This window comes from Dyadobacter tibetensis Y620-1, from assembly GCF_000566685.1.
Classification (GTDB): domain Bacteria; phylum Bacteroidota; class Bacteroidia; order Cytophagales; family Spirosomataceae; genus Dyadobacter; species Dyadobacter tibetensis.
Genome location: NZ_AZQN01000003.1, coordinates 138917 through 165482 on the forward strand (window position 1 = coordinate 138917; position 26566 = coordinate 165482).

Consider the following 26566-nt stretch of genomic DNA (forward strand, 5'->3'; position numbering starts at 1 on the left):
TAAAACATTATCGGGGCTGCTAAATAAAGGCCAAATGTTGCGGAGCTTGAAGGCAGAAATCTGTTTAAATATTAGTCCACATAAATAGCCATAACAGGAATATCCAGAAAATACAGGAGTTCTTCTGAGAGGCTATAAGAGAATAAGCGCTGATAGTAATTGCGTTTGTGGTTGACCAAACATACAATATCGATGTTGTTTTCTTTGCAGTAGGCGGTCAGGGCTCTCTTAATATCGATGGTGTCGATGTTAGAGAAGATTACATTATCCAGATTGGCGCTGGCCAAGGAACTTTTAAAACGTTCCATATGTGGAACGATGGACTCGCTATGAGCTAGGTCGAAGTGGATAACATGGAGCTGAGAGCCAAATTCCTGAGTCTTCGCAATTACCTGCTGCAGGGGTTTTATTTCATCTTCGTCGTAATCGATCAGGAATGCAAAATTATCCAGGGATCCATCGAAAGTAGCACGTTCCGGGACGGCAATAAGGGGTTTATTAATATCTTCCAGAATCTTGACGGTATTGGTCTCCATAAAGATATTGAAAATGCTATTTTTATTGCCATGGGTACCCATAATCACCAAATCGATCTTATCTTCTTTTTTGGCGACATAAGCCTTTAGGGTATCGACAAACCTTCCTTCCCGAACCACATATTTTACTTTTAGCTCTCCGGCTTCACTTTCGGCTATCAATTTTTCGAAAGGGGGAAATTTATCTTTTTTCTTCCTGAAATTTTGAATGTCGAGTTGGTCATAGATGGCCTTTGTGCTTTCCTGGATCTCGGCATTAGGCTCATAGGAATGATAGACAATGAGCTTTGAATTCGATTTCTGGGCATAGGCCATAGCATAGCTGAACGCATTGAGCGATAAATCGGTAAAGTCTGTAGGGAAAAGTATGCTTTTCATGGAAGTTGGTTAATAGATTTATAGTGCGAGGGTCGGAAACCTTAAAGAACTCTGTAGGCTCCCGCCTTCAACAAGATAGCCATTATTAAAGATCAAAAAAAGCTTGCCAGACCCATACCTACATTGTAGCGACAAATTTTACTAAATACACCAAAGCGATACTCACGACCAGACCGATTAATACTTTTATTAAATCTTTTCCCAGGCCAATAAACATAGCTTTTCTGGCGGAGTTTCGCCTCAACACAAAATTAAGGGCAATTTCTCTACCAGCCAATATACCGATAAATACCCATGTCGTACTCATTGGAACATTATTGAGCTCTTTGAAATAGAATAAAATTATACCGTAGGAGAAATCTATTAGCGTTGCGGCGCGGATATCGACTGTATTGGTTTTGGAGCGAACAATGCTCTGAATGGCGCCCCCTTTGGCGGCTATTATAACGGCAAGCATAATTAATATGACCGCCAGTGAAAACAATAACTGCCATACGTTGAGGGAACGAGGCAGATATACATAAATATTAGCAAAGTCCTGAATAAGCCATTGAGACCATAAAAATCCGGTGGAACACCACTGTAAGGTGTTCCAGACCTGACCCTCTTTATAGGTAATAGGGTTCTCGATAAACTTTTTTTCCAGGGATTTGGAAATAATTAAGTATAGAACGATTGCTGCTCCGAAAGCCACTGCATAGCCTGTGACGGATTTTAGCACCATATCCGTCAGGTTCTTATTATTAAAAAACGTTAGGATAAGAAAGGAGGTGCTCACTGGTATACCCGTCCGTGTAAGGATCATTAAGATGATGGGGGGCAGGACATAATACCATGAAAATGGATCGGGGAGTTTGTACTTTTCTAATCGGCCATAGGAGACGTCGCCACCCGAAGTATAATATCCGTAAAGCAGGGTGACAGTTAGGATGCTGGCGGCGAAAAGCCATAATACCCACCATTTCTTTCTCTCATTACTACTTAGAAAGGTTCCTAGAGTCTGTATTGTGTCATTTCCCACTACTGAATAAGCTGATAATGTGAAACCCAAATACATAAATACGGTTGAAAGTTCCATTTTATGTTTAGTAATAATCCCACAAAGGAAAGCTTTTGAGAGGGATTAAATTTTTTTCCTATGTTAAGGAATTGTTAAGGAATAAAACATAAACTGCCGAACACACAGGTCTAGAAGTCGTTATAGCAAAGTATAAATAGGCTATTAATCTTTAAACAGCGATTTGATTCGAATCTACCCATGAATCTTAAAATTCTAACCTCATTTCTGATGCCTCACTTTCTGGGTTCTTAGTATAAAAAAAAGAGCCAATAGTATTTCACCAAAGGCTCTTTTTTGTAAAATGGATGAATTAGCTTAAGCTATTGCTTGGCTACAGCACTAGTAGCGCCGCCATATAGTTTTTCGCGGATGGCATTCACACGGGTGTCCAGCTCTGGCTGTGCCTCGTATTTATTAGCCATCTGGCGAGGAAGACTATCCGGGCTAACACCGTATACATACTCATTTCCGGCGTTTAAATCTTTCGATTCCTTTTTGTTGTACTTCTGGTATTCACAAGAAGTCATTAAGGCCATACCGGCAACAATAGCAAATGCTTTATATAATTTCATTTCTGTTTCGTTCTAAGTAACAAGTGCAAAAATAGGTGCCATTTCATTAACCACCAAATGGTTTGTCTTTGAAATATCAATTTTTTAGTGCTTTCAATTCATCATGAACAAACTGAATCAACTCAGTAATGTTCTTTTCAGAAAAGTCGAAAGGAATGTTAGCAGCGGCATAAATTTCCGTTATCGGAGCCGTATAGCCAAGTTTTAAGGCTTTCAAGTATCCTTCAAGTCCGTTTTTAGGATTTTCGCGATAATTTTTCCAAACGCCTATGGCTCCCAATTGGGCAATGCCATATTCGATATAATAGAAAGGCACCTCGTAAATATGCAATTGTCGTTGCCACAGATATTGTCTGAACCTTTCTAAGCCCGACCAATCCATTACCGAATCGGTAAAGTCATGGTATATTTCCTCCCATTTACTGGTTCTCTGAGCTGGAGTATGGGTTGGATTTTCGTACATCCAATGCTGAAACTTGTCGATAGTAGCGACCCAGGGGAGGGTTTCCACGATCGATTCCAGATGCTGAATTTTAGCTCTCTTCAGGTCGGTCTCATCCTGGAAAAATTCGTCCCAATAGTCCATGGTAATCAACTCCATGGACATAGAGGCTAGCTCAGCCACCTCAGAAGGAGTATGCTTGAAATCGTTTAGTGCCAGGTCGCGGGTAACTAAAGAATGTACGGCATGGCCTCCCTCATGAAGCAGCGTTACCATGTCGCGTAGATTGGAGGTCGCATTCATAAATATAAAGGGCACGCCAATTTCTGCTAAGGGGTAATTATAGCCGCCTGGAGCCTTACCCTTCCTTGATTCCAGATCCAGGTGATTCATAGCCTTCATGGTACGAAGACAGTCTCCCAGGAAGGGATCGAGCCTACTGAAGCAGCGAATGGTCTTGTCTAGTAATTCTTCGCCCGACTGAAAAGGTTTCAAAGCCGGAAGTCCGTTGGCATCAACTTTGGTGTCCCAGGGACGGAGCGCATTTACTTGAAGAGCATTCTTGCGCTCCTGGGCCATTCCATCGAGTAAGGGTACTACGGCCTTTTTTACCGATGCATGAAAATCGAAACAATCCTGGGGTCCATAGTCGAAACGGCCCATGGCTGCGAACATATAGTCCCGGTAGTTGTCAAATCCGGCATTGCGTCCGGCCTGATCTCTGAGTTTGACAAGTTCATTGAGCAGATCGTCAAGTTTTTCATGATCCTCATATCGCCGCCCGCTAATAGCCTTCCAGGCCTCTTCCCGAATGCTACGGTCAGTGGATTGAAGTCGGTCGGCGGCTTTTTGAAGGGTCATTTCTTCTCCATCCAATGTTACAGTCATGGCGCCTGCAATGGCTCCATATTTGCGTTCTTCCGTTTGCATCTGGGTGAAAACAGGAATATTCTCCTCCCTGAATATCTCAATTCCGCGCTTCAGGCTTCTGTGCACAATATGGTAGCCTTCCTCGGGCATCTCCTTCCAAAAAGGGCTGTCTACGATTTTTTTATCGAGTTGGTTGCCATATTCTGCGAGTTTAGGTTGAATTTCGGTAATGAAGAATTGTAATGCATTCACCAGCCCTTGATTGGCAGTATCGCAAGTCTGACGGATGTATCTCCAGGCAAAATTTTCACTTAGGTAAGATTCAAGCTCGCTACGATCGCTTAGCCATTTTTTAAATGAGTCGGCACTGCTAATATCCCTGCTTAAAAGATTGTCTATGAGGGGCTGCACGTCATCCCATTTTTTTAAGTCGAAATCCTCACCAATAAACCTGCGTTCTGGACGCGTGGGCAAGGTTATGCTTTCTTTTTCTATCATTTTAATCGTATATTTCAAAGTAATGGATAAACAAAGATAAGTTGGAAAATTACCAATCTGCAAGCAGAGGTAGCTGGCTTTTCCATAGAGATTTTTGCTCTATTTGATACGTTGCTGCGTGGCATCGGTAAGGTTATCGGTCCGAATATCTTCCGTTTCCTGAACGTTGGCAAAAGCATATTCCATTTTCTGTCGGTCAAACTCTTTTTCGTTATTGGCTAGCCAAATTGCCGCCACCCCATTGCCTATAAAGTTGGTAATGGCTCTCGCTTCAGACATAAATCGATCGACCCCCAGTAATAACGCCAACCCTTCCAGTGGTATTACCTTGATAGCCGTCAGGGTGGAAGCCAGAACGACGAATCCGCTGCCGGTAACCCCTGCCGCTCCTTTGGAAGTTACCATAAGTATGCCAATTAGCGAAAGTATTTGGCCTAAACTGAGGTGTACATCAAAAACCTGGGCCAGAAATAGCGTAGCCATGGAAAGGTAGATCGTTGTACCGTCGAGATTGAAGGAATACCCTGCAGGTACCACCAGGCCTACTACTGGCTTTGAGCATCCCATTCGCTCCAACTTTTCCATTAAAGAGGGCAGAGCGGCCTCCGACGAGGATGTTCCTAAAACAATTAAGAGCTCTTCCCGAATATACTTTAGGAATCTCCACATGCTGATCTGATATGAACGCAAGATAAACCCTAATACTCCAAAGATAAAGATGGCCATTGTAGCATATACGGTCCCCATGAGCTTAGCCAAAGGAAACAGAGTATGAATGCCATATTTCCCAATCGTATAAGCCATCCCTCCAAATGCACCTATTGGGGCGAGCATCATAACCAAATGCAGGGCACGGAATACATAGCGAGAAAGGAATGTAAGTCCGTTTACGATACGTTGTTTTCCTCCGTACTTGCTGAGTCCCATTCCGAAAAGAACTGAGAATAGAAGGACCTGCAAGGTGACGTTATCGAAGAAAAACTGTAACCAACTGAAATCCTGAATAGGGCCAGAATAGGCCGAAATATCGCCTTTCTCAAGATTGCTAGTCACGACTCCTTTTCCGGGCTCAATCAAATTGGCGACCACGATGCCGATAATCAAAGCAAAGGTGGTCACGACCTCGAAGTACAGCAAGGCTTTTGCTCCTACTTTACCCACTTTTTTGAGGTCTCCCATGCCGACAATACCGAGCGTGATGGTCAGGAAGATGATGGGATTGATAAATAACTTTACGATATTAATAAACCCCTTACCTAGAAAATCCATTTTAACCGCCTCATCAGGAACATAATGCCCTAATAATGCGCCAGCAGTAATGGCCGTTATGACCCAAAAGGTGAGGTTGGTAAATAATGATTTTAACTTCATAATATTTTCAATAGGCTGAGAGTTTGAGGGCATTTTCAGGAATGAAAACAAGATAGGAAAGATTTTAGGGTAGGATGTGTGTAAATCGCGGAGAATATATTTTATTTGAATTGTTTATAATTTGTCTAAATAAAAATAATATATTTGTGACCAACTCAAATCAGGTATCTATTAAAAAAGAGAAGATGATGAAATCGAACCGGCATACCAACTCCCTGAGGATATTAGGGATTTCTTCGCAGGGTTACATAGGGCAGTGTGCCTGTTGCGATCATTATAACTTCGTTTACGGAAACGCTTTATTTATTTTTTCCTACGAAGGCTTACGAGGCTTTTACCAAATGCTACAGGAATCGGTGAGTGTATACCGACTTAGTGAGGCATTGCCCAATGGGAAAGATATCGTACTGCCTTCTCCTATACCCAATTTTATGTTGACCTTTAAAGAGTCGGAGATTGAGGATATCAAAGACATGTTTCAGGAGACTTTTCTAACTCTGGAGATCGACCGGATTATCGCCTGACCGTAAGCTAATTAAATTAAAAGCCATAGTAAATTTTTCGCCATAGTAGTCAGAAAAGGCCGGTCAGATGTGATCGGTTTTTTTTTTGCGTTATTCTGGTCAGAAAGTCCTATATTACAGTAAGTTCCGGATGCCTAGTGAACCTGATAAATTGGTGTTTAACTATGAAGCAGCTGACGCAAAACTTACGTACAGGAAAGACCAGCCTGATGGAGGTTTCCAAACCAAGGGTATCGCCCGGGCAGGTGCTAATTCAGACCACTTGCAGCTTGGTGTCGGTAGGGACTGAGCGCAAGCTGGTTGCATTTGGAAGGGCGAATTGGCTGCACCGGGCTCTGATGCAGCCTGAACGTTTTGGGGAGGTTATTAAGAAGATAAAAATGCATGGACTAAGACCTACCTGGGCCAATGTGAAGCATAGACTGGATGAACCATTAGGTTTGGGTTATAGCCAGGCAGGAGTAGTGGTTGGCTTGGGTGAGGGGGTGACAGACCTTCAGCTGGGCGATCGGGTAGCCAGCAATGGCCCTCATGCCGAGCTGGTATCTGTGTCGCGCCATTTGGTGGTTAAAATTCCCGATCAAGTTACAGACGCCGCGGCAAGTTTTACCGTCCTTGGGTCCATAGGTCTGCAGGGACTGCGTATGTTCAACCCTACACTTGGTGAAACCGTGGTAGTAATAGGGCTGGGACTCATAGGTATATTGACCGCCGATTTACTGCTTATTAATGGATGTATTGTAATAGGCACGGATCCAAATCCGTCTCGCCTGGCCTTGGCGAAATCGCGTGGCTGTCGGACTGTTTCTTCTCAGGACGCTCGCCCAGAAGCTACTGTTAAAGCCATGACGGATGGCCAAGGTGCAGATGGAGTGATCATCACGGCTCAGACCGCATCAGATGGGGTGATGAAAGAGGCTGCGGCTATGTGCAGAAAAGGGGGGCGTATCATTTTGGTTGGTGAGGTAGGCCTTCAGCTCCAGCGTACAGATTTCTATAAAAAAGAGCTGTCCTTTCGGGTATCTTGTTCCTATGGTCCCGGGCGGTACGATCCGGCTTATGAAGAAGATGGGTTAGATTATCCTTTGGCCTACGTACGCTGGACCGAACATCGCAATCTCCAGACCGTTATGCATCTGATTGCTAGTGGACAGTTGGAGGTGGAGTCCCTAATTGCGGCTAAGGTAGCTCTTAAGGATTTTCTCAGAATATATGGAGATTTGCATCGGAAGCCTTCAGGGGCCTACTTATTAGTCTTCCCCGAATATAAGGATTCCGTTGCACCTCCCCTGGATAGGTCGGCTAATATACGAGAAATAGCCACAATAAGGATTGGGATTATTGGAGCAGGGCAGTATACCAGGATGACGCTGCTACCAGCTCTCAGTGATATTTCGGTTGAGTATATCGCCAGTGCTCATGGCCTATCTGCGAGCAGTTTAGCGCAAAAATACAAAATACCCTCTCCAATATCTGACCATAGAATTATGTTGGCAGATCCTCAGTTAGATTTGGTACTGATCGTCACCCGCCATTATCAGCATGCCCCAATGGTTGTAGAGGCTCTGGAGGCGGGCAAGCATGTTTTTGTAGAGAAACCTCTGGCACTGACTGTCCTGGAACTGGAGCAGATTGCCCTTGCTTATCAGACCTCAACTAAAATATTACATGTCGGCTATAATCGCCGCTTTGCTCCCTTGGTTGAGAAATTGAAACAGATGCTACCCGCTATACCCCTGCAAATAGTGGTTACTGTGAATGCAGGAAGGGTCGATGCGAGCAGCTGGGTGCAGGACCCTGTTCGAGGGGGAGGTCGAATTCTGGGGGAGGCCTGTCATTTTATAGATCTGATGTCATTTTTGACAAACAGCCTCGTTAGGGCCGTTTGTATGCAGGCGTTGGGACATCAAGCATCCGTCTGGAGTGATAATGTGAGCATTTTACTTCAGTTTCATAATGGTTCCACCGGGGTTTTAAATTATTTCTCTAATGGATCTATGGCTTACCCAAAGGAGAAGATTGAAGTCTTTGGCGGGGATTGCACTTGGTTACTGGAAGATTTTAGAAGCTTAAAAGCCTACGGCCTTACTCAATTTTCGAGCATTAAAAAAGAGCAGGACAAAGGGCACAGGAATCAATTCAGACAATTGATAAGGGTTATAAAATCTGGCCTTCCGCCTCTGATTCCTCCCGCCAATTTATTTAATACCAGCTACGCCTCCTTGGCAGCACTTACCAGTTTTAGAGAAAGACGATGGGTCATGGTAGAACATAATCCAGTAGAGTGATATGGGCCATAAATTTTTTATATGGATTCAGATAATCAGGGATATGGGTTTAACTTATATCCTGTTCCGACTGCAGTATGGTCTACAACGCCATTTGGGAGTAATAAAACTGCGTTTTCCCAAAAAAACATCCTCTGAGCTAACTCCTTTCATAACGCAAGAGTGGGAAGGAAATTTAGGGGTATTTTTCCAAACAAAAACATCTTTTCCAAATGTGGGGGACCCCTTCTTTTATCGCATTACTGCCGATAGGCTGAAGGAGTTGGAGAGCCGGATAATTAAAATTAGGAATCATGAGTACCCTTATTTCGTAGACCAATGGTTTCAGATTAACGACTGGCATAGTCATCCGAAGACCAGGTATAGATATAGGGAAGACCAGCATTGGTCGGAGGTTCCCGAATTTTCTCAGGAAGCTGGGGACATTAAATACTTATGGGAAAAGGGTAGGTTTACTTTTCTGTACGATCTGATCCGCTATGAGCGTCATTCCGGTGTCGATCAATTTAACATAGTCCTGTCGCATATTCTCGATTGGATAAAACGAAATCCGGTGAATTGTGGACCCCACTGGGTGTGTAGTCAGGAAATTTCGCTGCGGGTACTCAACTGGATTTTTGCCGTAAAATTTTATCAAAACCGTATTCAGGAACCGCTTCTATTGATAATCCTCCAAAGTATAGACGACCAGATGAATCATGTCTGGGAGAACCGGTCTTATGCCCGTCGACTGGTACGTAATAACCATGTACTGACAGAAGCCTTGGCTCTATATAGTATTGGGATATTATTTCCATTTTTTAAGCGTAGCAACAGGTGGAAAGAATATGGGAAAACGACCTTTGAACAGGAAATCGATTTTCAAATTAAGTCGGACGGCAGCTATATTCAACATTCGATGAACTACCATCGGGTTTTGCTGCAGTTATTGACTTGGGCACTGAGGCTTGGAGAGATTAATGAAGACCCATTTTCTGTTCATGTATACCATAAAGCCCAACGAGCACTTGAATTTATGATGGCTATGCAGGACAGTATTACCGGTTGGTTGCCCCATTATGGGCCTCAGGATGGGGCCTTATTTTTCCCCCTAACTCAGGCATCTTTCAGGGACTACCGACCTCAAATTTCAAGTTTAGCCCAAATTTTAGGGGTGGAGATTTCTTATGAGGCGGGACTGTGGCAGGAGGATAACTTTTGGTGGGGGATCAAACCCGTTGTGCCCAAAACTGTCACACACTCCATTCCGGCAATATTTAATTTTAAAAATGGTGGCTATTTTGTACTAAAGGATTCACAGTCCAGTACTTTTATACGCTGTGCATCCTATCCAACCAGGCCCTACCAGGCAGATAATTTACACCTGGATATTTGGGCTAATGGCAGAAATATTCTCAGGGATGCGGGTACCTTCAACTATCTGGAAGGTACCGGATTAGCTCGGTATTTCAGGGGGACTCTGGCGCATAACACTGTTCAAATCGATGCTTTCGACCAGATGCTGAGAGGACCACGATTTGTCTGGAGCCAGTGGATCAAGGAAAGTTCGGGTGAATGGCGTTATGAAGCAGCCTCTAATGCCTTCGTTTTTTACGGCTATTTCGTGGGTTTCAGGCAGCTGAATCGACGTATTATTCATAGACGAATGATAAGCAAGTCCTGTGGCAAGCTTCAATGGTGGGTAGAAGATTGGCTGGAAGGTGTCCCCGAAGACATGGAGATCAGACAGATATGGCATCCTGGAGAAGGTTATGGCAGGGACTGGGGGATGGATTCTTTCGATGAAGCCGGCGAAATAATAGTCGCCAATCAGGAGAGGGGCTGGTATGCCTCGAATTATGGGAGTATGGAGTCTGCTCTACAGCTGGTTTTTACTACCAAGTCAAGGTATCTTAAAACCTGTATTAGCTGGAATGCGACCTAGTGGATATTTATTTCGGATTGGAATAGAAAATATATGCATATTCTTCTCATTCATCAGTTTTTTCTGGAAGATCAGCAGGGCGGAGGGAGTCGCTGGAACGATATGGCCCGGATATGGGTACAGCAGGGGCATAGTATTACCGTGCTGGCAGGAGGGCAGCATTATATGGGGGTTTCAGCAGGGGCTGTTAGAAAGAGCCTTTGGGACCAAAGCATTAATGGTGATGGGGTTAGTGTAATCCGATGCAGAGGTCAAAAATATTTTCCTAAACGATTTAAGGAGCGATTATGGGGTTTTTTACGCTTCGCTTTTCTGGCCGGCTATGCCGGGCTATTCCGTGTCCGCAATCGATACGATGTGGTAATCGCTACATCTCCTCCTCTGGTCTTAGGGACGGTAGCCGTCTTTTTAGGTTTTTTCAGGAGAGTACCAGTCATATTTGAAATTCGGGATTTATGGCCTGAATCTGCAATTGAAATAGGAGTATTAAAACCAGGCTTATTGGTCAGTTTTGCCTTTCGTTTGGAAAAGTGGATATACAACCGATCCAGCTTATTGGTGGTCCTTACTCCTGCATTTGGCCGTTGGCTATTAGAAAGAAAGGGTATAATGGCCTCTAAAATACGCTGCATCCCTAACGCCGCTGACCTGGAGCTGACTCGGGCGCTTGTCCCATCTTTCCATCGGGAGCGGTTTAGAAGTCTGCACGATTTAGAGGACCGTTTTGTAGTTGTCTATGTAGGAGCTCATGGCATGGCCAATAATCTTGGGGTACTTCTGAATTGGGCCGAAAAACTAATGGATACCCCATTTCTTTTACTTTTGATAGGGGATGGACGAGAAAAGGAGTCCTTAATGGAGGAAGCCGAACGCCGTCGTATTATAAATATTCGTTTTATTTCCACGTTGCCTAAAAGGCAGGTAATGGAATATATAATGGCTTCGGATATGGGTTTGTCCACCCTAAAGCCTCTACCTATTTTCCACACTATCTTTTCTAATAAAACCTTTGACTACATGGCCTGCCGCATACCGGTGTTGATGACCATCGATGGAATCTCCAGAGAGTTGATAGAAAAAGCTCAGGCGGGTGTTTACGTGGATATTCGTGAACCTGAAAGGATGGAAGCGACGATCAGAGCCTGTATGGCCGAAAGGGAAAAGCTAAAAATATGGGGTGATAATGGCTATCATTATGTAGAAAAGTATTATAATCGTAGGCATTTGGCATTGGAATACCTCATCCGAATCCAGTCGGTTGTTGCGACCCCTAAGTGAAGTTGATTTTTTACACTAATAATAATTTAAGCGCTCCTATGATTGTTGACTCCCGAACTATCCCTGTTAGAAAAAGAATAGCCATAGTGGCCCATGATAACCGCAAACCTGAGCTGCTTGACTGGGCCTGGGAAAATCGTGAACTTCTAGCCAAAAATGAATTGTATGGCACGGGCACAACTGGAAAACTCCTGGAGGAGAAATTAGGTCAAACCGTTCATCGGCTGTTGAGCGGCCCGCTGGGCGGCGATCAGCAGGTGGGGGGCATGATTGCTGAAGAGAAAATCGATATGCTGGTGTTTTTCTGGGATCCCATGTCGGCCCAACCCCACGATCCGGACGTTAAGGCGCTGTTAAGGCTCTGTGTTGTGTGGAATATCCCTGTAGCTTCTAACCGGGCCAGCGCCGATTTCCTGTTTACATCCCCTTTGATGCATGAGGATTATACTGCCGTACAGATTGACTATAGTACTTATTTGAACAGGAAGTTCTGAACGGAAAATAGGTAGTTGGGGTTTTGCGTATAGATTATTTTTGTATTTCATCAATCGGACTAAGCATTGAAAAATATTGCGCATCTTTTGACCCCAGAGGTGGTAGGGAAGGCCTACACCTATCTCGATTATTTATCAATGACAGAAAAACTGGTAGAGGCCGGTATGACCAGTGGGCCTGTTCAGAATGAAGAACTAAGCCATTATACGCGACTAAACCTCTCGCGCATGCAGCGGGTTTATAAAACAGTGAAGTTAGAAGACGAACTGCTTCAAGCAGTAAGAGAAATCCAGGAGCCCCAGGATTGGTACATTATTACGGAGGCCTGGTGTGGCGATGCAGCCCAAAATGTTCCTGTACTGGCCGTATTGGCTCAAGAAAATCCATTGATTAACCTGAAACTTATTCTTCGGGACGAAAATCTGGCTTTTATGGATGCATATTTGACTAATGGGGGGCGGTCTATTCCCAAACTTATTGCGGTGGATGTACGGCAGAATGAATTATTTACCTGGGGGCCTCGTCCCGAGCCTACCTATGAATTATTTATGGAGTACAAAAACAATCCAGAAATGGGACATGATGCCTTTGCGGAGAAAATACAGCGCTGGTATTTGGCCGATAAATCCATGTCACTACAGCAGGAAATCCGGAATCTATTGACAGCTGTTGAGGCATAAGGTTCTATTTTTATCAGATTAGTCTATCTTTGTGGTAGGATAATCTCTTAGGGATATTCTGGTATAGCTTTGTTCATCAATCTTAAGCACAACGTTGTCGAGTTATTTCAAAAATATATCGGAAGGCATTAGCACGACCCTGACGGGGTTGAAGCTTACTTGGCGTCACTTTCTGGCGGCTCGTAACAGGAGATCTGCCAATGATATCAGTAAAGACGATTTTTACGATACCCAATCGGGTATGGTCACTGTGCAATATCCATTGGAGACCATTCCTATACCCGATAATGGCCGTTATCGTTTGCATAACGAAATGGACGATTGTATTGTCTGTGATAAATGTGCAAAGGTGTGCCCGGTAGACTGCATTGACATTGAGCCTATTAAGGCAATAGAAGAAGTGGGGAAGGCTTCAGATGGATCTCCTATCAGACTTTATGCCGCTAAGTTCGATATCGATATGGCCAAGTGTTGCTATTGTGGCCTTTGCACGACGGTATGCCCAACGGAATGCCTGACCATGACCAAGACCTTTGACTATTCTGAGTTTGATGTGAGGGATATGGTATATAATTATGCCAATATTTCTGCCGAGATTGCCGATGAGAAAAGGGCACTTTTAGAACATTTCCAGAAAGAGAAAGAGGCTGCCAAAGTTGCCAAACAAACTGCTGCCCCTACTTCAACGGAAAAGGCCTCGGTAAGGCCGGCTTTCAGACCTGGAGCCAAACCGGCGCCAAAAACCACGGAGGAGCCCGCTTTGGAAAGGGACGAGGCGGCAATACCGAAACCCCGGGAGGCTGCCCCTGAATCGAAGCCTAAGCCCATTTTTAAGCCAAAGGCCAGACCTCAATCGGCGCCTGATACGGAAAATATAGCTGAGGACTCCAAATCAGAAGTACCTGTTAAACCCAAGCCCGCCTTCCGCCCGACAAATAAGCCAAAGGCTGCTGTGGAAACGGAAAACAAAGGAGAAGAGCCTAAAGTGGAGGAACCCGATAAGCCTAAACCCGCTTTCCGCCCGACGATGAAGCCGAAGACGGCGGATGCGGAACCTACATCTGAGGCACCCAAGCTGGAAGAGGCTCCCAAGCCTAAACCCGCTTTTCGACCGACGATGAAGCCCAAGACGGCGGATACGGAACCTACATCTGAGGCGCCCAAACTGGAAGAAGCTCCCAAGCCTAAACCAGCCTTCCGCCCGACAATGAAGCCGAAGACGGCGGATGCGGAACCTACATCGGAGGCACCTAAGCTGGAAGAAGCTCCCAAGCCTAAACCAGCCTTCCGTCCGACAATGAAGCCCAAGACGGCGGATGCGGAGCCTACATCGGATACCCCCAAGCTAGAAGAAGCCCCTAAGCCTAAACCCGCTTTCCGCCCGACAATGAAGCCCAAGGCGGCGGATGCGGAGCCTACATCTGAGGCGCCCAAGCTGGAAGAAGCTCCCAAGCCTAAACCCGCTTTCCGCCCGACGATGAAGCCGAAGACGGCGGATGCGGAGCCTACATCAGAGGCGCCCAAGCTGGAAGAAGCTCCCAAGCCTAAACCCGCTTTCCGCCCGACAATGAAGCCCAAGACGGCGGATGCGGTGCCTCCATCTGAGGCACCTAAGCTGGAAGAAGCCCCCAAGCCTAAACCAGCGTTCCGCCCGACGATGAAACCTAAACCTAAAAAGGAAGAGGAATAAGCCTTTTAATAGAATAAGAAAAATATGGAATTGATCGCTTTTTATGGTTTTGCTTTCCTGGCTATAGCTTCGGCTTTGTTTATTTTATTGTCAAAAAATTTAATCTATTCGGCATTCTCCTTGTTTTTGACCTTTCTTGGCGTGGCAGCCTTATATGTACTGGCAGGTGCTGACTTTTTGGCTGTTACCCAAATTATGATTTATGTAGGCGGCGTACTGGTACTACTAATCTTCGGGATTATGCTTACCCAGCAGACCAATAAAGGGGCTCATTCTTCTACCTCTAACCGTATCATGGCTGAATCGGGTCGACGTTTTCCTGGCTTCGCTCTTGCGCTCTTATGCTTTCTTTTTTTTACTTATGTTATTCTTTCTGCTAACTTCCGGATTGCAGGAAACGTAAATCTTAGTAAGTCGACCATCAAAACCATAGGAGTCGAATTGATGACCTCGCATCTGTTACCATTTGAAATTGCCGGTATCCTTTTGTTGGTAGCTCTGGTAGGAGCTGCCTATCTGGCCTTGAACCGTAATCCCACACATGAGTAATATTCCTTTAATTCATTTTTTGATCGTCGCAGCCGCCTTGTTTAGCATTGGTTTGGCCGTAGCCATCACCAAGAAAAATTTAATCGGGATACTCCTGGGCATAGAGCTTATGCTAAATGCAGTCAATCTTAATTTGGTAGCTTTTAGCCGACATGATCCGGAAAGGCTTGGCGGACAACTCTTTTCCTTGTTTGTGATCGTGGTAGCGGTAGCAGAAATTACTGTGGCATTGGCCATAATTTTGCGAGTATATGGTCAGTTCAATACTGTGGAGCCCGATCGGATCGATGAGCTAAAAAGTTAATCGAATCTTGAAAAATATGAAACAGATTCATCCATAATGCAGCTTATTTTCCTCTTTCTAGCCTTTCTCATAGGGATTTCTAATACGGTTCAATCCGGAGTCAATGCGCAGTTACGCGAATCGGTAGGTAATCCTATATTAACGGCCATTATTTCTTTTGCTAGCGGGCTGACTATACTCTCTACAGTCTTTTTATTGTTTAATCAATATCCGGTGCCTACTCTTCAAGAAATGAAGCAGGTACCCTGGACTCGTTATTTGGGGGGGCTATGTGGTGCCTTTTACGTGCTTACTGTCATATTTATTGTGCGGGACATAGGGCCAGCCAGTATGCTTTGCTTGGTGGTGGCAGGCCAGATGGCCGCCGCCATGACCATCGACCATTTCGGTTTTCAGGGTTTTGAGGTGCATCCTATCACGCTTCCCCGCATAGCAGGGGCCGTTTTTTTAGTGATCGGGGTCTATCTGATCGTGAAAAATTAGGATCACCCCATAGCACCAGCCACTTTGGGTCTGTCGCTGGCCGACCTCCGTATTATAAGGTCCAAATCTTTTCTTCCAATGTCCTGGGTAGCCTTTCCATTACAAGGATGTATTAATTACTTTGCGCCTCGGCCACCCTTGACATGTCCAACCAGATTTTTCTTTAGCACTTGAAAATTGAAAAAAGAAAATGAATGATTAATTAACAACAAACAGAGTTCATTTTACCCATCTGGCGTCGCACCGTATCTATTTGCTGGTAACCATGAAGCAGCCCAAAGGGCAGTCCTCATTTTTACTTTCTTTGCTATCTGCAAAAAGCATAATGTCAATCCAAACGACTAGTTAAACTTCGTTTTCAAAAACCTCCAATCCACCGAGATAAGTAACCTCGAAGAGCTACTCCCTCAAAACTTTAATATATCCTAGTTGGAATTTGTCCAGCGGATACGCTGTAATGTAAAAAAGCGATCTTGGCTAAATATTTAGCTTTCATTCTTATTTTGGCTACACAAATCCTCAATTAGCATACATTCAACAAATTCAACGATACGAACTTTGTATTTCCAAATTAAAATCTGAGAAATATGAAAATTGTATTGACAGGCTCATTGGGTCGTATTGGAAACCCGCTCACTCAAGGTTTAGTAAAAAAAGGTCATTCGGTGACGGTAATTAGCAGTAAGGCCGAAAGACAAAAAGAAATTGAAGCCCTTGGCGCAACAGCCGCAATTGGCAGTATGCAGGATGTTGATTTTCTGACCGACACATTTAAAGGTGCTGATGCGGTTTACCTGATGATTGCTTGGAATGCGATTGGTCACCTCTTCGATAAGCGTATTGATTTTCCAGCTGAGTTCAACCATATCGCCAGTAAATACAAACTAGCTGTGGAAGAGTCTGGTGTAAAAAATGTAGTGTACTTAAGCAGTATTGGAGCGCATACTAACAAAGGTATTGGTAGCCTTTCTGTATACAAAGGGGTCGAGGATATGATGAATCAATTACCTACTGCCGTCTCCATCAAATTTATGCGACCTGTAGCCTTTTATCCTAACCTTTTCAGATTTATGCAGAGCATGAAGACGGATGGGGCTATTGTACAAAGCTATGGTGATGACGTTAAAGAACCTTGGGTGTCGCCTTTGGATATTGCCAAAACCATTGTAGAAGAAATGGAAAAACCTTTTGAAGGCAGAGAAATTCGCTACATCGCAAGTGATGAACACCAACTTGTATAGGGTGGTGCGGGTGACACAAGCATTGGTAGATTTATTGTGTAAATCACCTCATTATTCTATCCCAGCAATGACCTCTTCTATGGGCAGTGTGTGGTCAAAATATCCAAGTACTTTCAGCATAATTTCCTCTACGATGGCGTCGGGGCAGGAGGCTCCACAGGTCAGCATGATCCGTGCCGGGGTGGTAGCAGGAAGATAATTTCCCGAAGTAACTTCTTGCTTTTCGTGCATGTTGAAGTGCTGTATAAGCGCTGGACTAAGGATTTTTTGTGCCGATTCAATGAAGTAGGTGGGAAACTTTGTCTCGCATAGCTCCACCAAATGAGAGGTGTTGGAACTGTTATATCCTCCGGCAACAAGCACCAAGTCGGCCTCATGTCGCAGCAGGGCATAGGTAGCATCTTGATTGTCGTTGGTAGCGTAGCAAAGGGTATCCCGGGTATTAGCAAAATGACTCTCTACTTCCTGCGGTTTCAAAGCATAATGTTGAATCATCACATTTTTAAGAAAATCAGAAATGCCTTGGGTATCCGAAGCCAGCATGGTGGTCTGGTTGACTACTCCAATTCTTTTCAAATCCTTTTCAGGGTCGAAACCTTCCGAGAACTGATCTTTGAAATCGATATAAAACTGCGCTGACGGGAGCTTACCAGTCAGATATTTCGCCAATAGTTCGGCTTGTTTCATGTCTTTCACTACTACAGTCGGGGCTCCGGCCTTGCTGTGAGAGAAAGTAGCCCTGGTTTCTTCGTGACTTGGCTTTCCATGTACCACAATCGAATAGTCTTTATCGCCTATTTGCGCGGCCCGGTTCCATACTTTTTCTACGAAGGGGCAGGTTGTATCATATATATAGGAATTGATGCCCAGTGATTTGAGTTTCTCCTGAATTTCGAGTGTGGTGCCAAAGGCAGGTACGATCACGATATCCTCAGGCTGAAGGGTTTCCCAGGCAATCAGCTGTTCTCCTTCCGTATCCATGATAAATTGTACGCCCCGTTGTACCAGATCGCGGTTTACGTCCGGGTTGTGTATCATTTCACTGAGCAGAAATATCCTTTTGTCAGGATTTTCAGAAATAGCTTTATAGGCAATATCAATTGCATTTTCAACCCCATAACAGAAGCCAAAATGCCGGGCAATCAGAAATTGTACTGGACCAAAATCAAGTAAGGTGGGGCTGTAATCCCGTTTAAGCTTATCTTTTTTGCGCCGAAGTTCCTTGATAGGGCTGATGATTCGACTTCTATAAAACTCGGGTATATCAAAGGTCTTCATGGGTATGGATCGTTCTTGGGGGTGTCTGTAATACAGTACCGGCGGTCAAAGATACGTGGCCTGATGAAAAGAACAATCCTTATCCTGGCTTTGTTCGGATGGTTGTGCACTTATTTTTATTCCCCCATGCAACTTTTCGTTTTGAATAGAGTCTTTGTTTCAAACACGATAAAAAACTAAACCTACAGCTTGAAATCAAGAACCTATATCGACCAGCATGTCGAGCTGGTAGCCCGGTGTAAGCGAGGAGAACGGAAGGCTCAATATGAATTGTATCAATGCTACTCCAAGGCAATGTTCAATGTCTGTATGCGGATATTGAACCATTCGGGGGAAGCGGAAGATGCTCTGCAAGATGCCTTTGTCGATGCGTTTACTAACCTGGAACAGTTCCGGCAACAATCGACCTTTGGAGCTTGGCTTAAACAGATCGTGATCAACAGGGCTTTGAGCCAGGTGCGGAGTCGAAAAATGGAATATGTGGAGCTGGGGAACTGGGATGAGCCAGAGTCTGAAATGGCCAGTGTTGAGGAGCAAGATTCAGTTCCTTTAGATGTCCTGCGCATTCAACAGTCGATGGGAGAGCTGCCGGATGGTTACCGGGTGGTTTTAAGCCTGTATTTATTTGAGGGCTACGACCACGAGGAAATTGGTCAGGTGCTGCAGATTTCCGAATCTACCTCCAGGTCACAGTATCTTAGGGCTAAACGTAAATTGCTGGAAATTCTGAAAGAGCAGCGCGGGAAATAGGGGAGACAGAGAGATAGCAGTCGTTTGGAATTAAATTTTATAAGTAAAATGAAAGATAAATCAGATAAGAAAGATAGGTTGGAGCGCTTTGTGCGGGACAATCGGGAGGATTTCGATAGGTTAGAACCTTCTGAAGCCCTCTGGGATAAAATAACTCAATCTTTGCCAGCCCAGGAAAACAAGAATGGAGGCAAGGTTATTAAGGGTTTTTTTAACTGGAATAATACCGGTCTGAAAGTCGCTGCGGTGGTAGTGTTGGCCATAGGCGTAGGCATGTTGGTGTATTTAAATCAAGAATATGGCCTCAGTGAACATCCTGCCGTGGCCATAAGCCAGCCAAGCTATGCCAAGGAGGTGAGCCAATACACCCGGCTAATTGACAGAAAACGCGATGAAATCATAAAACTTACCAGCGACAATCCGGAACTAAGGACGGCCTTTAAGGCCGATTTAGAAGCGCTGGAGATGAGTTATCGCTCCTTGAGGACGGAGATTGGGCATGCGCCTAATCAAGAGGCGATGCTAGAAGCTATGATCCAGAATTTACAGTGGCAGATCGATCTGCTCAATCAACAACTAGATATTCTTAAAAGATTTAACAAAACTCAAGATGACCATAATAAGATTGACAATCGCGCTGCTGTTAGCTAATCTCTCCGTAATGGCCTGGTCGGGTGGGCATGCTGATGAGATGGACACAGAGAAAATCCGAAAGATTACCAAGGAGTTTACGGTACGTTCTGGCGAAATTCTTTCGGTAGACAATCAATTTGGAGCTGTGAATGTAAATCTTTGGGAGAAGCCCAGTATCCGTGTCGAAATACGTATTACCGCCATTGCCACCTCCGAATCCAGAGCCATGGCTTATCTGGAGGCCGTTAATATTCAGGAGGAGCGACGGGGGGAAAAAATTATGCTCCAGACGATCATAGGAAAAGATCCTTTCTCTAACCGATATCTTGCCGGACCCCGCCGAGGAACCAAGAGTAGTATTCAAATCGACTATACGGTAAGCATGCCCAAAGAAACGGCGTTAATCGTCAAGAACCAGTTTGGGGACACGCACATTCCATCATTTCAGGCCCCTCTTACCATCGACAGCCGATATGGTGGTTTTTTTACCAATAATCTGGAAAATGTTGCTAATCTGATAGAGGTCAGCTATGGTAGTGCGAAAATGGGTAGAGTAGCAGCCGGGAAAATGGATTTCAAATATTCCGACTTGCATCTTGATCATATAAAAAGTCTGGAACTAAGTAATAAATTTGGAGAGATGCATATCGGAGATGTCACCACTCTGGATGCCGATATCGATTATTCCAATGCGCGTATCGGGACTATCCGAGGACAGGGGAATATCCGTCTTCGATACTCTGGTGATTTTCGAATCGATGACATTAGAAGTAAGGCAGAGGAAATAAGGATAGAAGCCGCCTATTCTTCAGTAGTAGTGCCTGCAGATGCCAATCGGTTCGACATAGAAGTGAGCTATGGCAGTTTTCGTTTCCCCGCTTCCATCGCCCGTTTTACCCAGTCGCCTGGGCCTAATCTCAAGCCTAATGAAGTGAAACGTTATAAGGGAATGATAGGGGACGGCTCTGGTACCAAAGTAGTGGTCCATAGTCGGTTTGGAAACGTAGAATTCAAAAAGTAGATTATTTCTCGGAGAGTATCAAGTATCTAAAATCCAAGGGATCGAAAACAGTAAAAAGTTTTTGGATAAACTCGGGGTCGCTGAAATAAAAGTTCATGAAGTTATCGTATCGTTCCTGAGCCATCCCTTTTGGGAAAAGTTTCTTTTTCAGTCTGATCAGCTGTTCGATTTCAGAACTGTGGTTTCGCTCTTCAGCCTTCTCCAATCTACCCTCTAGCTGAACCATTATTTTGCGCATTCTGGCTAGCGCTGCCTGTACTGTAGGCTCCAGTGTTGGGTCAATCGCCTGTGCTTGAACTGCGATACTTTCAAAGATTTGAGTCATCTCCTGTTTCTGCTGAACCAGATTTAAAGGTTGCTCCGAAGCCTTTTGGGTATAATCTTTTCTTAGCCTTACCTCATCCTGAAATAAGGCGGGGAGATCGATCTGAAGCTTCCTGGCCTTTTGAAGCTGATCGGCCTGTAGGTAAAGAGCAAAATTGCGGGGGACCAGCATCGGAAAGGGAACTCGATAATGATCGAATACCGATTTGAGTTGCATCCAGTAGGGTACTTCGGAAGGGCCACCAATATAGGCCAAATTGGGGAGAATGACTTCCTGATACAAGGGTCGCATCACCACGTTTGGGCTAAAGCGCTCCGGGTATTCCTTAGACAAGGCTATAATTTGCGCCTCACTAAATTGCAGGTCCGTATTGAGTACTTTGTAGGTTTCACCTTCTTTAATTATTCTTTCTCTAAGCTGGTCTTCCAGGTAAAAGAAGTTAATCTCGCGTGCGAAAACGGGTGTCTTATAACCCAATTTTGAAAGTTCCGAGGATGTTTGAGCCACTCTTTCCGCTGCGGGTGCATCCCTGAGTTCCTCTTCTATGATCGTTTGAAAGCATGCCTTCAAACTGGCATCGTCCGCGTCCAGACAGATTAGCCCTTCCTCCCCAAACAATTCATGCATATAACATCGCACCGCATCGGCTAGAGTCTCCTGCTCTAAGTAGGCCTTTTTGAATAACGTGGGCTTTTCGGGGAGCTGTTTGATTATGTCCGCAAGCTCTTTGGGATTTAGACGACCTACTGCTCCACTATGCGGCCCTTTCCAGGTGTGTGTCCGACCAAATAGATTGAAGGAGGCGATTTCATCGAAATCATGATCTTCTGTAGCCATCCAATATACCGGAATAAAATTTTGGTCTGGATAGGTCCTTTTTAGCTGACGGGCCAGGTTAATCGTCGTAACTATCTTATAAATTATATAGAGGGGTCCAGTGAATATATTGAGTTGATGACCTGTGGTGACGGTAAAGGTATTTTTTTCTAAAAGGGGACTAAAGTCTGGTGCCGTGTGTATATGGCTGTATTGACGCTGCAAAGCTTGCACCAGGGTCTTTCTGTTTTCTGGATTGAAATGGGCCCGAGCTTCTATGGAATGGGAAGCATTAGTCAAAGTCGGAAACGTTTCGTAAAATTTGGAAACCTGGGGTTTCTGATCCAGGTAGTCTAGGAGTAGGGTAGGGAACTGTCCTGTACTGCGCAAATCCACAGGGAGAACAGTCAGGGAAGGTTTCGTTTCAGTGGCTGATAAGGAATCCAATTCAATCCGTATTTAAATGATAATTTATTGAACCGAGCAAATAACGTTAAAGTTCAGAAAAACTGATCAAGTCTCCGATCAATTCCTGAAAAATCAGGAGATAGACTTAAAAGCAAAGAGCCGCATAAGCGGCTCTTTGCAAATTATAATATGCGATTAGTAAGCTCTTACAAGTTTTCCTTCATGGTGATTGGCATAGGCCTTATTCACCACTTTATTACCACCTTCAGTAGGGTAGTTGCCGGTAAAGTACCAGTCACCGCTATGTTGCGGACAAGCTAAATGCAGGTTCTCAACCGTCTGGAAGATAACCGATAGTTCGGCGTTCAGCCCTTTTGGCCTGATAATATCTGCAACCTTATTAGAGATTTCGTCGTCGGTGAAAGGGTCATACAACGCCTTTACATAATTGATATTATTCGGATTTTTTGTGGCCAAAGCGGTTACACACTGGGTATACACTTCTTCACGCAAGTCATCCATTTCTCGTTCCTCTATCAGCTTCATAGTAGCGCGGAAGGCCACAAAGTCCTTCATCCGCGACATGTCGATGCCATAGCAGTCGGGGAAACGAATCTGTGGCGCAGAAGAGACAACCACAATTTTCTTCGGGTTCAGGCGATCGAGCATGGTGAGAATACTCTTTTCCAGGGTCGTCCCCCGCACAATGGAGTCATCAATAATCACCACGGTATCCACGTTTTTACGAACCACTTCGAAAGTGGTATCATAGACGCTAGAAACCATATCGTCACGAACGTCATCGGCGGTAATAAAGGTACGTGATTTCACATCCTTGGTTACCAGCTTTTCAATCCGTGGGCGGAAGGAAAGCACCCTTTCTAAATCTTCTTCAAACAGAATACCATCCATGATGGCTTGTTTGCGTTTTTTTGCCAAATATTCTTCCAAGCCTTCGATCATCCCTAAGAAAGCCGTTTCGGCTGTATTGGGGATGTAAGAGAATATGGTGTTTTCCAGATCGTAATCTATTTCTTTTAATATCTGCGGGATCAGTAATTTTCCGAGTTGCTTACGCTCGTAATAGATATCAGGATCGGTACCACGGGAAAAATAAATCCTTTCGAAACTACATGATCTACGCTCCAAACGGGGCAGCACGGGTAGTTCGTTATACTCTCCATTTTTATCTATAATTAGGGCCGAGCCAGGGGTTATTTCCTGGATTTGGCCGTATTCTACATTGAAAGCGGCCTTGATAGCCTGTTTTTCCGAGGCCACCACAACCACCTCGTCGTCGGCATAGTAGAAGGCAGGACGGATGCCAGCCGGATCTCTTATAACAAAAGAAGCGCCATAACCCGTTAGGCCACACATAGCATATCCTCCATCGAAATCGCGACATGATCGATAGAGCAAACGCTGCAAATCGATATTGTCCTCGATCACATTAGAAAGCGTAGGGTTTTCGTAGATTCCCTTAAAGCGTTCGAAAACACGTTGATTTTCTTCGTCCAAAAAATGGCCAATCTTCTCCATAACTGTCACCGTATCCACTTTTTCCTTTGGATGCTGACCGAGAGAAACCAGTTTTCCAAACAATTCATCGACATTGGTCATGTTGAAGTTTCCGGCCATGACCAGATTCCGGCTTCTCCAGTTGCTTTGACGCAGCATGGGGTGGCAGTTCTCCACTTCGTTGGTTCCGTGGGTACCATAGCGCAAATGTCCGAGCCACACTTCTCCTGTGAAAGCAAGATTCTCCTGCAGCCATTGGGCGTCATTAGCCTTGTCACGATTGTTTTTGAGTCCCTTGCGGAATTTCTTGTGAATTTTGGAGAATATGTCCGTTAAAGGTTGGGGTTCCACCGATCTATAACGGCTGATGTAGCGCTTACCTGGTGGAACATCAATTTTGATGTTGGCCACTCCGGCACCATCCTGGCCTCTGTTAACCTGTTTCTCCATCATTACCGACAGCTTATGCACCGCAAAAAGGGGGGTGTTGTACTTATCGATGTAGTGTTGGAAAGGTTTTCTAAGACGAATAAGTGCTATACCGCACTCGTGCTTAATTGCGTCGCTCATATGTCGCGTTATGCGTTAGAATTGAATCCGTTTGAAGTTTTAAAAACGTACTCCGTCTGTTAATGATTTATTAACGAACAAATAATATTCTTAGTTCGAAAAACATCGGCAAAGGTACAAATCCTTTCCCTTATAAATGGATTAAATTGGGGACATTATTTAAGAATCTGCTATGGAAAGCCTAGATAGCAGACATATCTTGGATTTGTTAAGAATAAATAGCGCTTTGTGCTACTTACTTCTTTTCTTTGTAGGTGGTAGGAGCAACTTTTGTTGCTTTCCAGGCGGATTTAAGATTTATAGGGGCTATGCTATACAAAACCAAAGGGATTGCTATCAGTTACATCCGGTTTCGTGAAACGTCTATTATTGCCAAAATTTATACCGAATCCTTTGGTATCCAGTCCTACATTGTTAACAGCGTACGTAGTAGTAAAGCTCGGGGCAATAAAATTGCCTTATTTCAGCCCCTGACTCTATTGGATATGGTGGTTTATCATAAGGATAAGCAAGCTTCAGTGCATCGGATTTCAGAGATGAAGTGCCTCGTTCCCTTTCATTCCATTCCCTTCGAAATTGCTAAGTCTAGTATTGGACTTTTCCTAACCGAAATATTAGGAAAAACCCTCAAAGAAGAGGAGCAGAATGAGCCCCTTTTCGATTTCCTATATCAGTCTATTCTGCATCTGGATAATATGGAAGAAGGTTTTGAAAATTTTCATATCCAGTTTATGATCTATTATGCCTCGTACTTGGGCTTTGGTATCGAAAGTATGAGAGAATTAGAGTTGGAATTGAAGCAACACCATTACCCATACTTGGCCAATCGAGCTCAGGAGGATGTGGTTAATATGATTCTTCAGCAGATAGGGTACGAAAAAATACCCTTAGATAGGATAGGTCGTTCGAGTTTGCTCGAAAAATTGATTTATTTTTATAAAATTCATATCGAAGGAATTGGTGAGCTCAAATCTTTGGATGTACTTCGGGAGGTTCTTCGATAAACCAGAGGGCAGAGCGTATAGCTGGCATGCTTTTAGTCTATTTCTTTTTCAACCAAAATAAACAATAATGAAACCTTACCTTACCCTTATTTTATTGCTTATGGTTCAATTGGCTTATGCTCAAGTGCCCAAGGGCGCCTGGAAATCGCAAGAGCCTACGGGCAGCACGTCCATGATGATTGTATCTGACAATTATCTGAGTATTGCCTCTTACAGTGTACTGAATAAATACTTCGAACGTACGGAAGGGGGACCTTTCATCATGGAGGGCGACCAAATGATTTACACTCCTGAGTACAATACAGCTGATTCCACCAAAATTGGACAACCCATTCATTTTACAGTGACTCGCAAGGATAAAATTCTTACGTTGCGTTACAAGGATGCATGGGTGTGGATGCTTGTTGATGATGCCAAGGATGTTCCTATGGCTGGTACTTGGCATATCACCGAACGAGTACAAGGCGATTCGGGTAATTTGGTTAAAATCCACCAGTCAGGTACCCGCAAAACTTTGAAAATTTTATCAGGCACAAGGTTCCAATGGATAGCTATAGACCCGGCTGTTAAAGGCTTTTATGGGACAGGGGGTGGAACTTATCGTATAGAAAATGGAAAGTATACTGAGAAGATCGAGTTTTTCTCTAGAGATAACAATCGGGTGGGCGCCAGCTTGCAGTTTGATTGGGGTTTAGAGAATGGCCGATGGGATCATCAGGGCAAGAGTAGTAAAGGAGATGCTATACATGAGGTCTGGGAAAAGATACAATAATACCAGCGTGTACACCGATCAATGATTAGATATGGAGGCTGCCTCAAAAGGGCAGCCTCTTTTGCGTTTTTAGCCAGAAAAGAACCTTCCTTTCTGAGGATTATGGTCGCTTAAGTATATCCTAGTCAGATTTTTCTCCTTGGACCCCGTCCACATTTATCTGGAGGTGTCGAATGGTGATTTTCTAATTATAATTATGACAAAATAGGTGCCATTTTATAAAGTGGTGCCCTGTATTTATTTTCACTATACTGTATATGAGTGTTTTATCAGATCCGTAGCTCGGAC

Annotated in this window: 24 protein-coding genes; 16 read left to right on the top strand and 8 right to left on the bottom strand. The window is 44.3% G+C overall.

Annotated features, from left to right (window positions below):
* Positions 1-71 precede the first annotated feature (71 nt).
* The 5 genes from X939_RS0107590 to dctA all read right to left on the bottom strand — a co-directional run bounded on the left by X939_RS0107590 (position 72) and on the right by dctA (position 5727).
* Positions 72-914, bottom strand: coding sequence for a universal stress protein (locus X939_RS0107590; protein WP_025762661.1), 843 nt, complete (start codon positions 912-914; stop codon positions 72-74).
* A gap of 118 nt (positions 915-1032) precedes the next feature.
* Positions 1033-1992 carry a hypothetical protein gene (locus tag X939_RS0107595; RefSeq protein WP_025762662.1) on the bottom strand — a complete coding sequence of 320 codons (960 nt, stop codon included), beginning with the start codon at positions 1990-1992 and terminating at the stop codon, positions 1033-1035.
* Positions 1993-2294: 302 nt separating this feature from the next.
* Positions 2295-2546 carry a hypothetical protein gene (locus tag X939_RS0107600; RefSeq protein ID WP_025762663.1) on the bottom strand — a complete coding sequence of 84 codons (252 nt, stop codon included), beginning with the start codon at positions 2544-2546 and terminating at the stop codon, positions 2295-2297.
* Between the two features lie 76 nt (positions 2547-2622).
* Positions 2623-4356: a M3 family oligoendopeptidase gene (locus tag X939_RS0107605; protein WP_025762664.1), complete on the bottom strand. Its 1734-nt coding sequence runs from the start codon at positions 4354-4356 to the stop codon at positions 2623-2625.
* A 99-nt stretch (positions 4357-4455) separates the two neighbouring features.
* Positions 4456-5727, bottom strand: coding sequence for a C4-dicarboxylate transporter DctA (gene dctA / locus X939_RS0107610; RefSeq protein WP_044198980.1), 1272 nt, complete (start codon positions 5725-5727; stop codon positions 4456-4458).
* Positions 5728-5912: 185 nt separating this feature from the next.
* On the opposite strand from dctA, the gene X939_RS22165 reads away from it, so the two are divergent.
* From X939_RS22165 to X939_RS0107665, 11 genes are all read left to right on the top strand, one after another.
* Positions 5913-6251 carry a DUF6686 family protein gene (locus tag X939_RS22165; protein WP_044198983.1) on the top strand — a complete coding sequence of 113 codons (339 nt, stop codon included), beginning with the start codon at positions 5913-5915 and terminating at the stop codon, positions 6249-6251.
* Positions 6252-6415: 164 nt separating this feature from the next.
* The gene (locus X939_RS0107620) at positions 6416-8539 is read left to right on the top strand and encodes a bi-domain-containing oxidoreductase (RefSeq protein ID WP_025762667.1); all 2124 of its coding nucleotides are present in this window, start codon (positions 6416-6418) and stop codon (positions 8537-8539) included.
* A gap of 43 nt (positions 8540-8582) precedes the next feature.
* The gene (locus X939_RS0107625) at positions 8583-10463 is read left to right on the top strand and encodes a heparinase II/III family protein (RefSeq protein WP_198034376.1); all 1881 of its coding nucleotides are present in this window, start codon (positions 8583-8585) and stop codon (positions 10461-10463) included.
* 33 nt (positions 10464-10496) lie between these two features.
* Positions 10497-11741: a glycosyltransferase family 4 protein gene (locus X939_RS0107630; protein ID WP_025762669.1), complete on the top strand. Its 1245-nt coding sequence runs from the start codon at positions 10497-10499 to the stop codon at positions 11739-11741.
* A gap of 38 nt (positions 11742-11779) precedes the next feature.
* On the top strand, positions 11780-12235 hold the full coding sequence (locus X939_RS0107635; protein ID WP_025762670.1) for a methylglyoxal synthase: 456 nt from the start codon (positions 11780-11782) through the stop codon (positions 12233-12235).
* 66 nt (positions 12236-12301) lie between these two features.
* Positions 12302-12916: a thioredoxin family protein gene (locus X939_RS0107640; RefSeq protein WP_025762671.1), complete on the top strand. Its 615-nt coding sequence runs from the start codon at positions 12302-12304 to the stop codon at positions 12914-12916.
* A 94-nt stretch (positions 12917-13010) separates the two neighbouring features.
* Positions 13011-14606 carry a 4Fe-4S binding protein gene (locus tag X939_RS0107645; RefSeq protein ID WP_025762672.1) on the top strand — a complete coding sequence of 532 codons (1596 nt, stop codon included), beginning with the start codon at positions 13011-13013 and terminating at the stop codon, positions 14604-14606.
* A gap of 24 nt (positions 14607-14630) precedes the next feature.
* Positions 14631-15155 (top strand): NADH-quinone oxidoreductase subunit J family protein, encoded by a 525-nt coding sequence (locus X939_RS0107650; RefSeq protein WP_025762673.1) that lies wholly within the window; start codon positions 14631-14633, stop codon positions 15153-15155.
* Complete coding sequence (gene nuoK, locus X939_RS0107655; RefSeq protein ID WP_025762674.1) at positions 15148-15459, top strand: NADH-quinone oxidoreductase subunit NuoK; 312 nt, start codon at positions 15148-15150, stop codon at positions 15457-15459. The genes X939_RS0107650 and nuoK overlap by 8 nt, the downstream gene beginning before the upstream one ends.
* 36 nt (positions 15460-15495) lie before the next feature.
* A complete protein-coding gene (locus X939_RS0107660; RefSeq protein WP_025762675.1) occupies positions 15496-15942 on the top strand; it encodes a DMT family transporter in 447 nt (148 codons plus the stop codon).
* Positions 15943-16529: 587 nt separating this feature from the next.
* Positions 16530-17183, top strand: coding sequence for an SDR family oxidoreductase (locus tag X939_RS0107665; protein WP_025762676.1), 654 nt, complete (start codon positions 16530-16532; stop codon positions 17181-17183).
* Positions 17184-17234: 51 nt separating this feature from the next.
* Here the strand turns inward: X939_RS0107665 and X939_RS0107670 are convergent, their stop codons facing one another.
* Positions 17235-18461, bottom strand: a complete 1227-nt coding sequence (locus X939_RS0107670; protein WP_025762677.1) for a 4-hydroxy-3-methylbut-2-enyl diphosphate reductase — start codon at positions 18459-18461, stop codon at positions 17235-17237.
* A 189-nt stretch (positions 18462-18650) separates the two neighbouring features.
* Here X939_RS0107670 and X939_RS0107675 point away from each other — a divergent pair, with 189 nt between their 5' ends.
* Genes X939_RS0107675 through X939_RS0107685 form a run of 3 tightly spaced genes read left to right on the top strand, consistent with a single transcriptional unit; the run spans position 18651 to position 20865 of the window.
* Complete coding sequence (locus X939_RS0107675; protein ID WP_025762678.1) at positions 18651-19211, top strand: RNA polymerase sigma factor; 561 nt, start codon at positions 18651-18653, stop codon at positions 19209-19211.
* A 48-nt stretch (positions 19212-19259) separates the two neighbouring features.
* Entirely contained in the window at positions 19260-19862 is a 603-nt protein-coding gene (locus X939_RS0107680) for a hypothetical protein (RefSeq protein WP_025762679.1), read from the top strand.
* Positions 19822-20865 (top strand): hypothetical protein, encoded by a 1044-nt coding sequence (locus tag X939_RS0107685; protein WP_131694727.1) that lies wholly within the window; start codon positions 19822-19824, stop codon positions 20863-20865. Before X939_RS0107680 ends, X939_RS0107685 begins: the two co-directional genes overlap by 41 nt.
* A 1-nt stretch (position 20866) precedes the next feature.
* On the opposite strand, the gene bshC is transcribed toward X939_RS0107685, so the two are convergent.
* Together bshC and X939_RS0107695 are read right to left on the bottom strand one after the other, a co-directional pair.
* Positions 20867-22453 (bottom strand): bacillithiol biosynthesis cysteine-adding enzyme BshC, encoded by a 1587-nt coding sequence (gene bshC, locus X939_RS0107690; RefSeq protein WP_229236027.1) that lies wholly within the window; start codon positions 22451-22453, stop codon positions 20867-20869.
* Positions 22454-22609: 156 nt separating this feature from the next.
* Positions 22610-24502, bottom strand: coding sequence for an amidophosphoribosyltransferase (locus X939_RS0107695; protein WP_025762682.1), 1893 nt, complete (start codon positions 24500-24502; stop codon positions 22610-22612).
* A gap of 308 nt (positions 24503-24810) precedes the next feature.
* On the opposite strand from X939_RS0107695, the gene recO reads away from it, so the two are divergent.
* On the top strand, positions 24811-25506 hold the full coding sequence (gene recO / locus X939_RS0107700) for a DNA repair protein RecO (RefSeq protein ID WP_025762683.1): 696 nt from the start codon (positions 24811-24813) through the stop codon (positions 25504-25506).
* 67 nt (positions 25507-25573) lie between these two features.
* Complete coding sequence (locus X939_RS0107705; RefSeq protein ID WP_025762684.1) at positions 25574-26278, top strand: hypothetical protein; 705 nt, start codon at positions 25574-25576, stop codon at positions 26276-26278.
* Positions 26279-26566 lie beyond the last annotated feature (288 nt).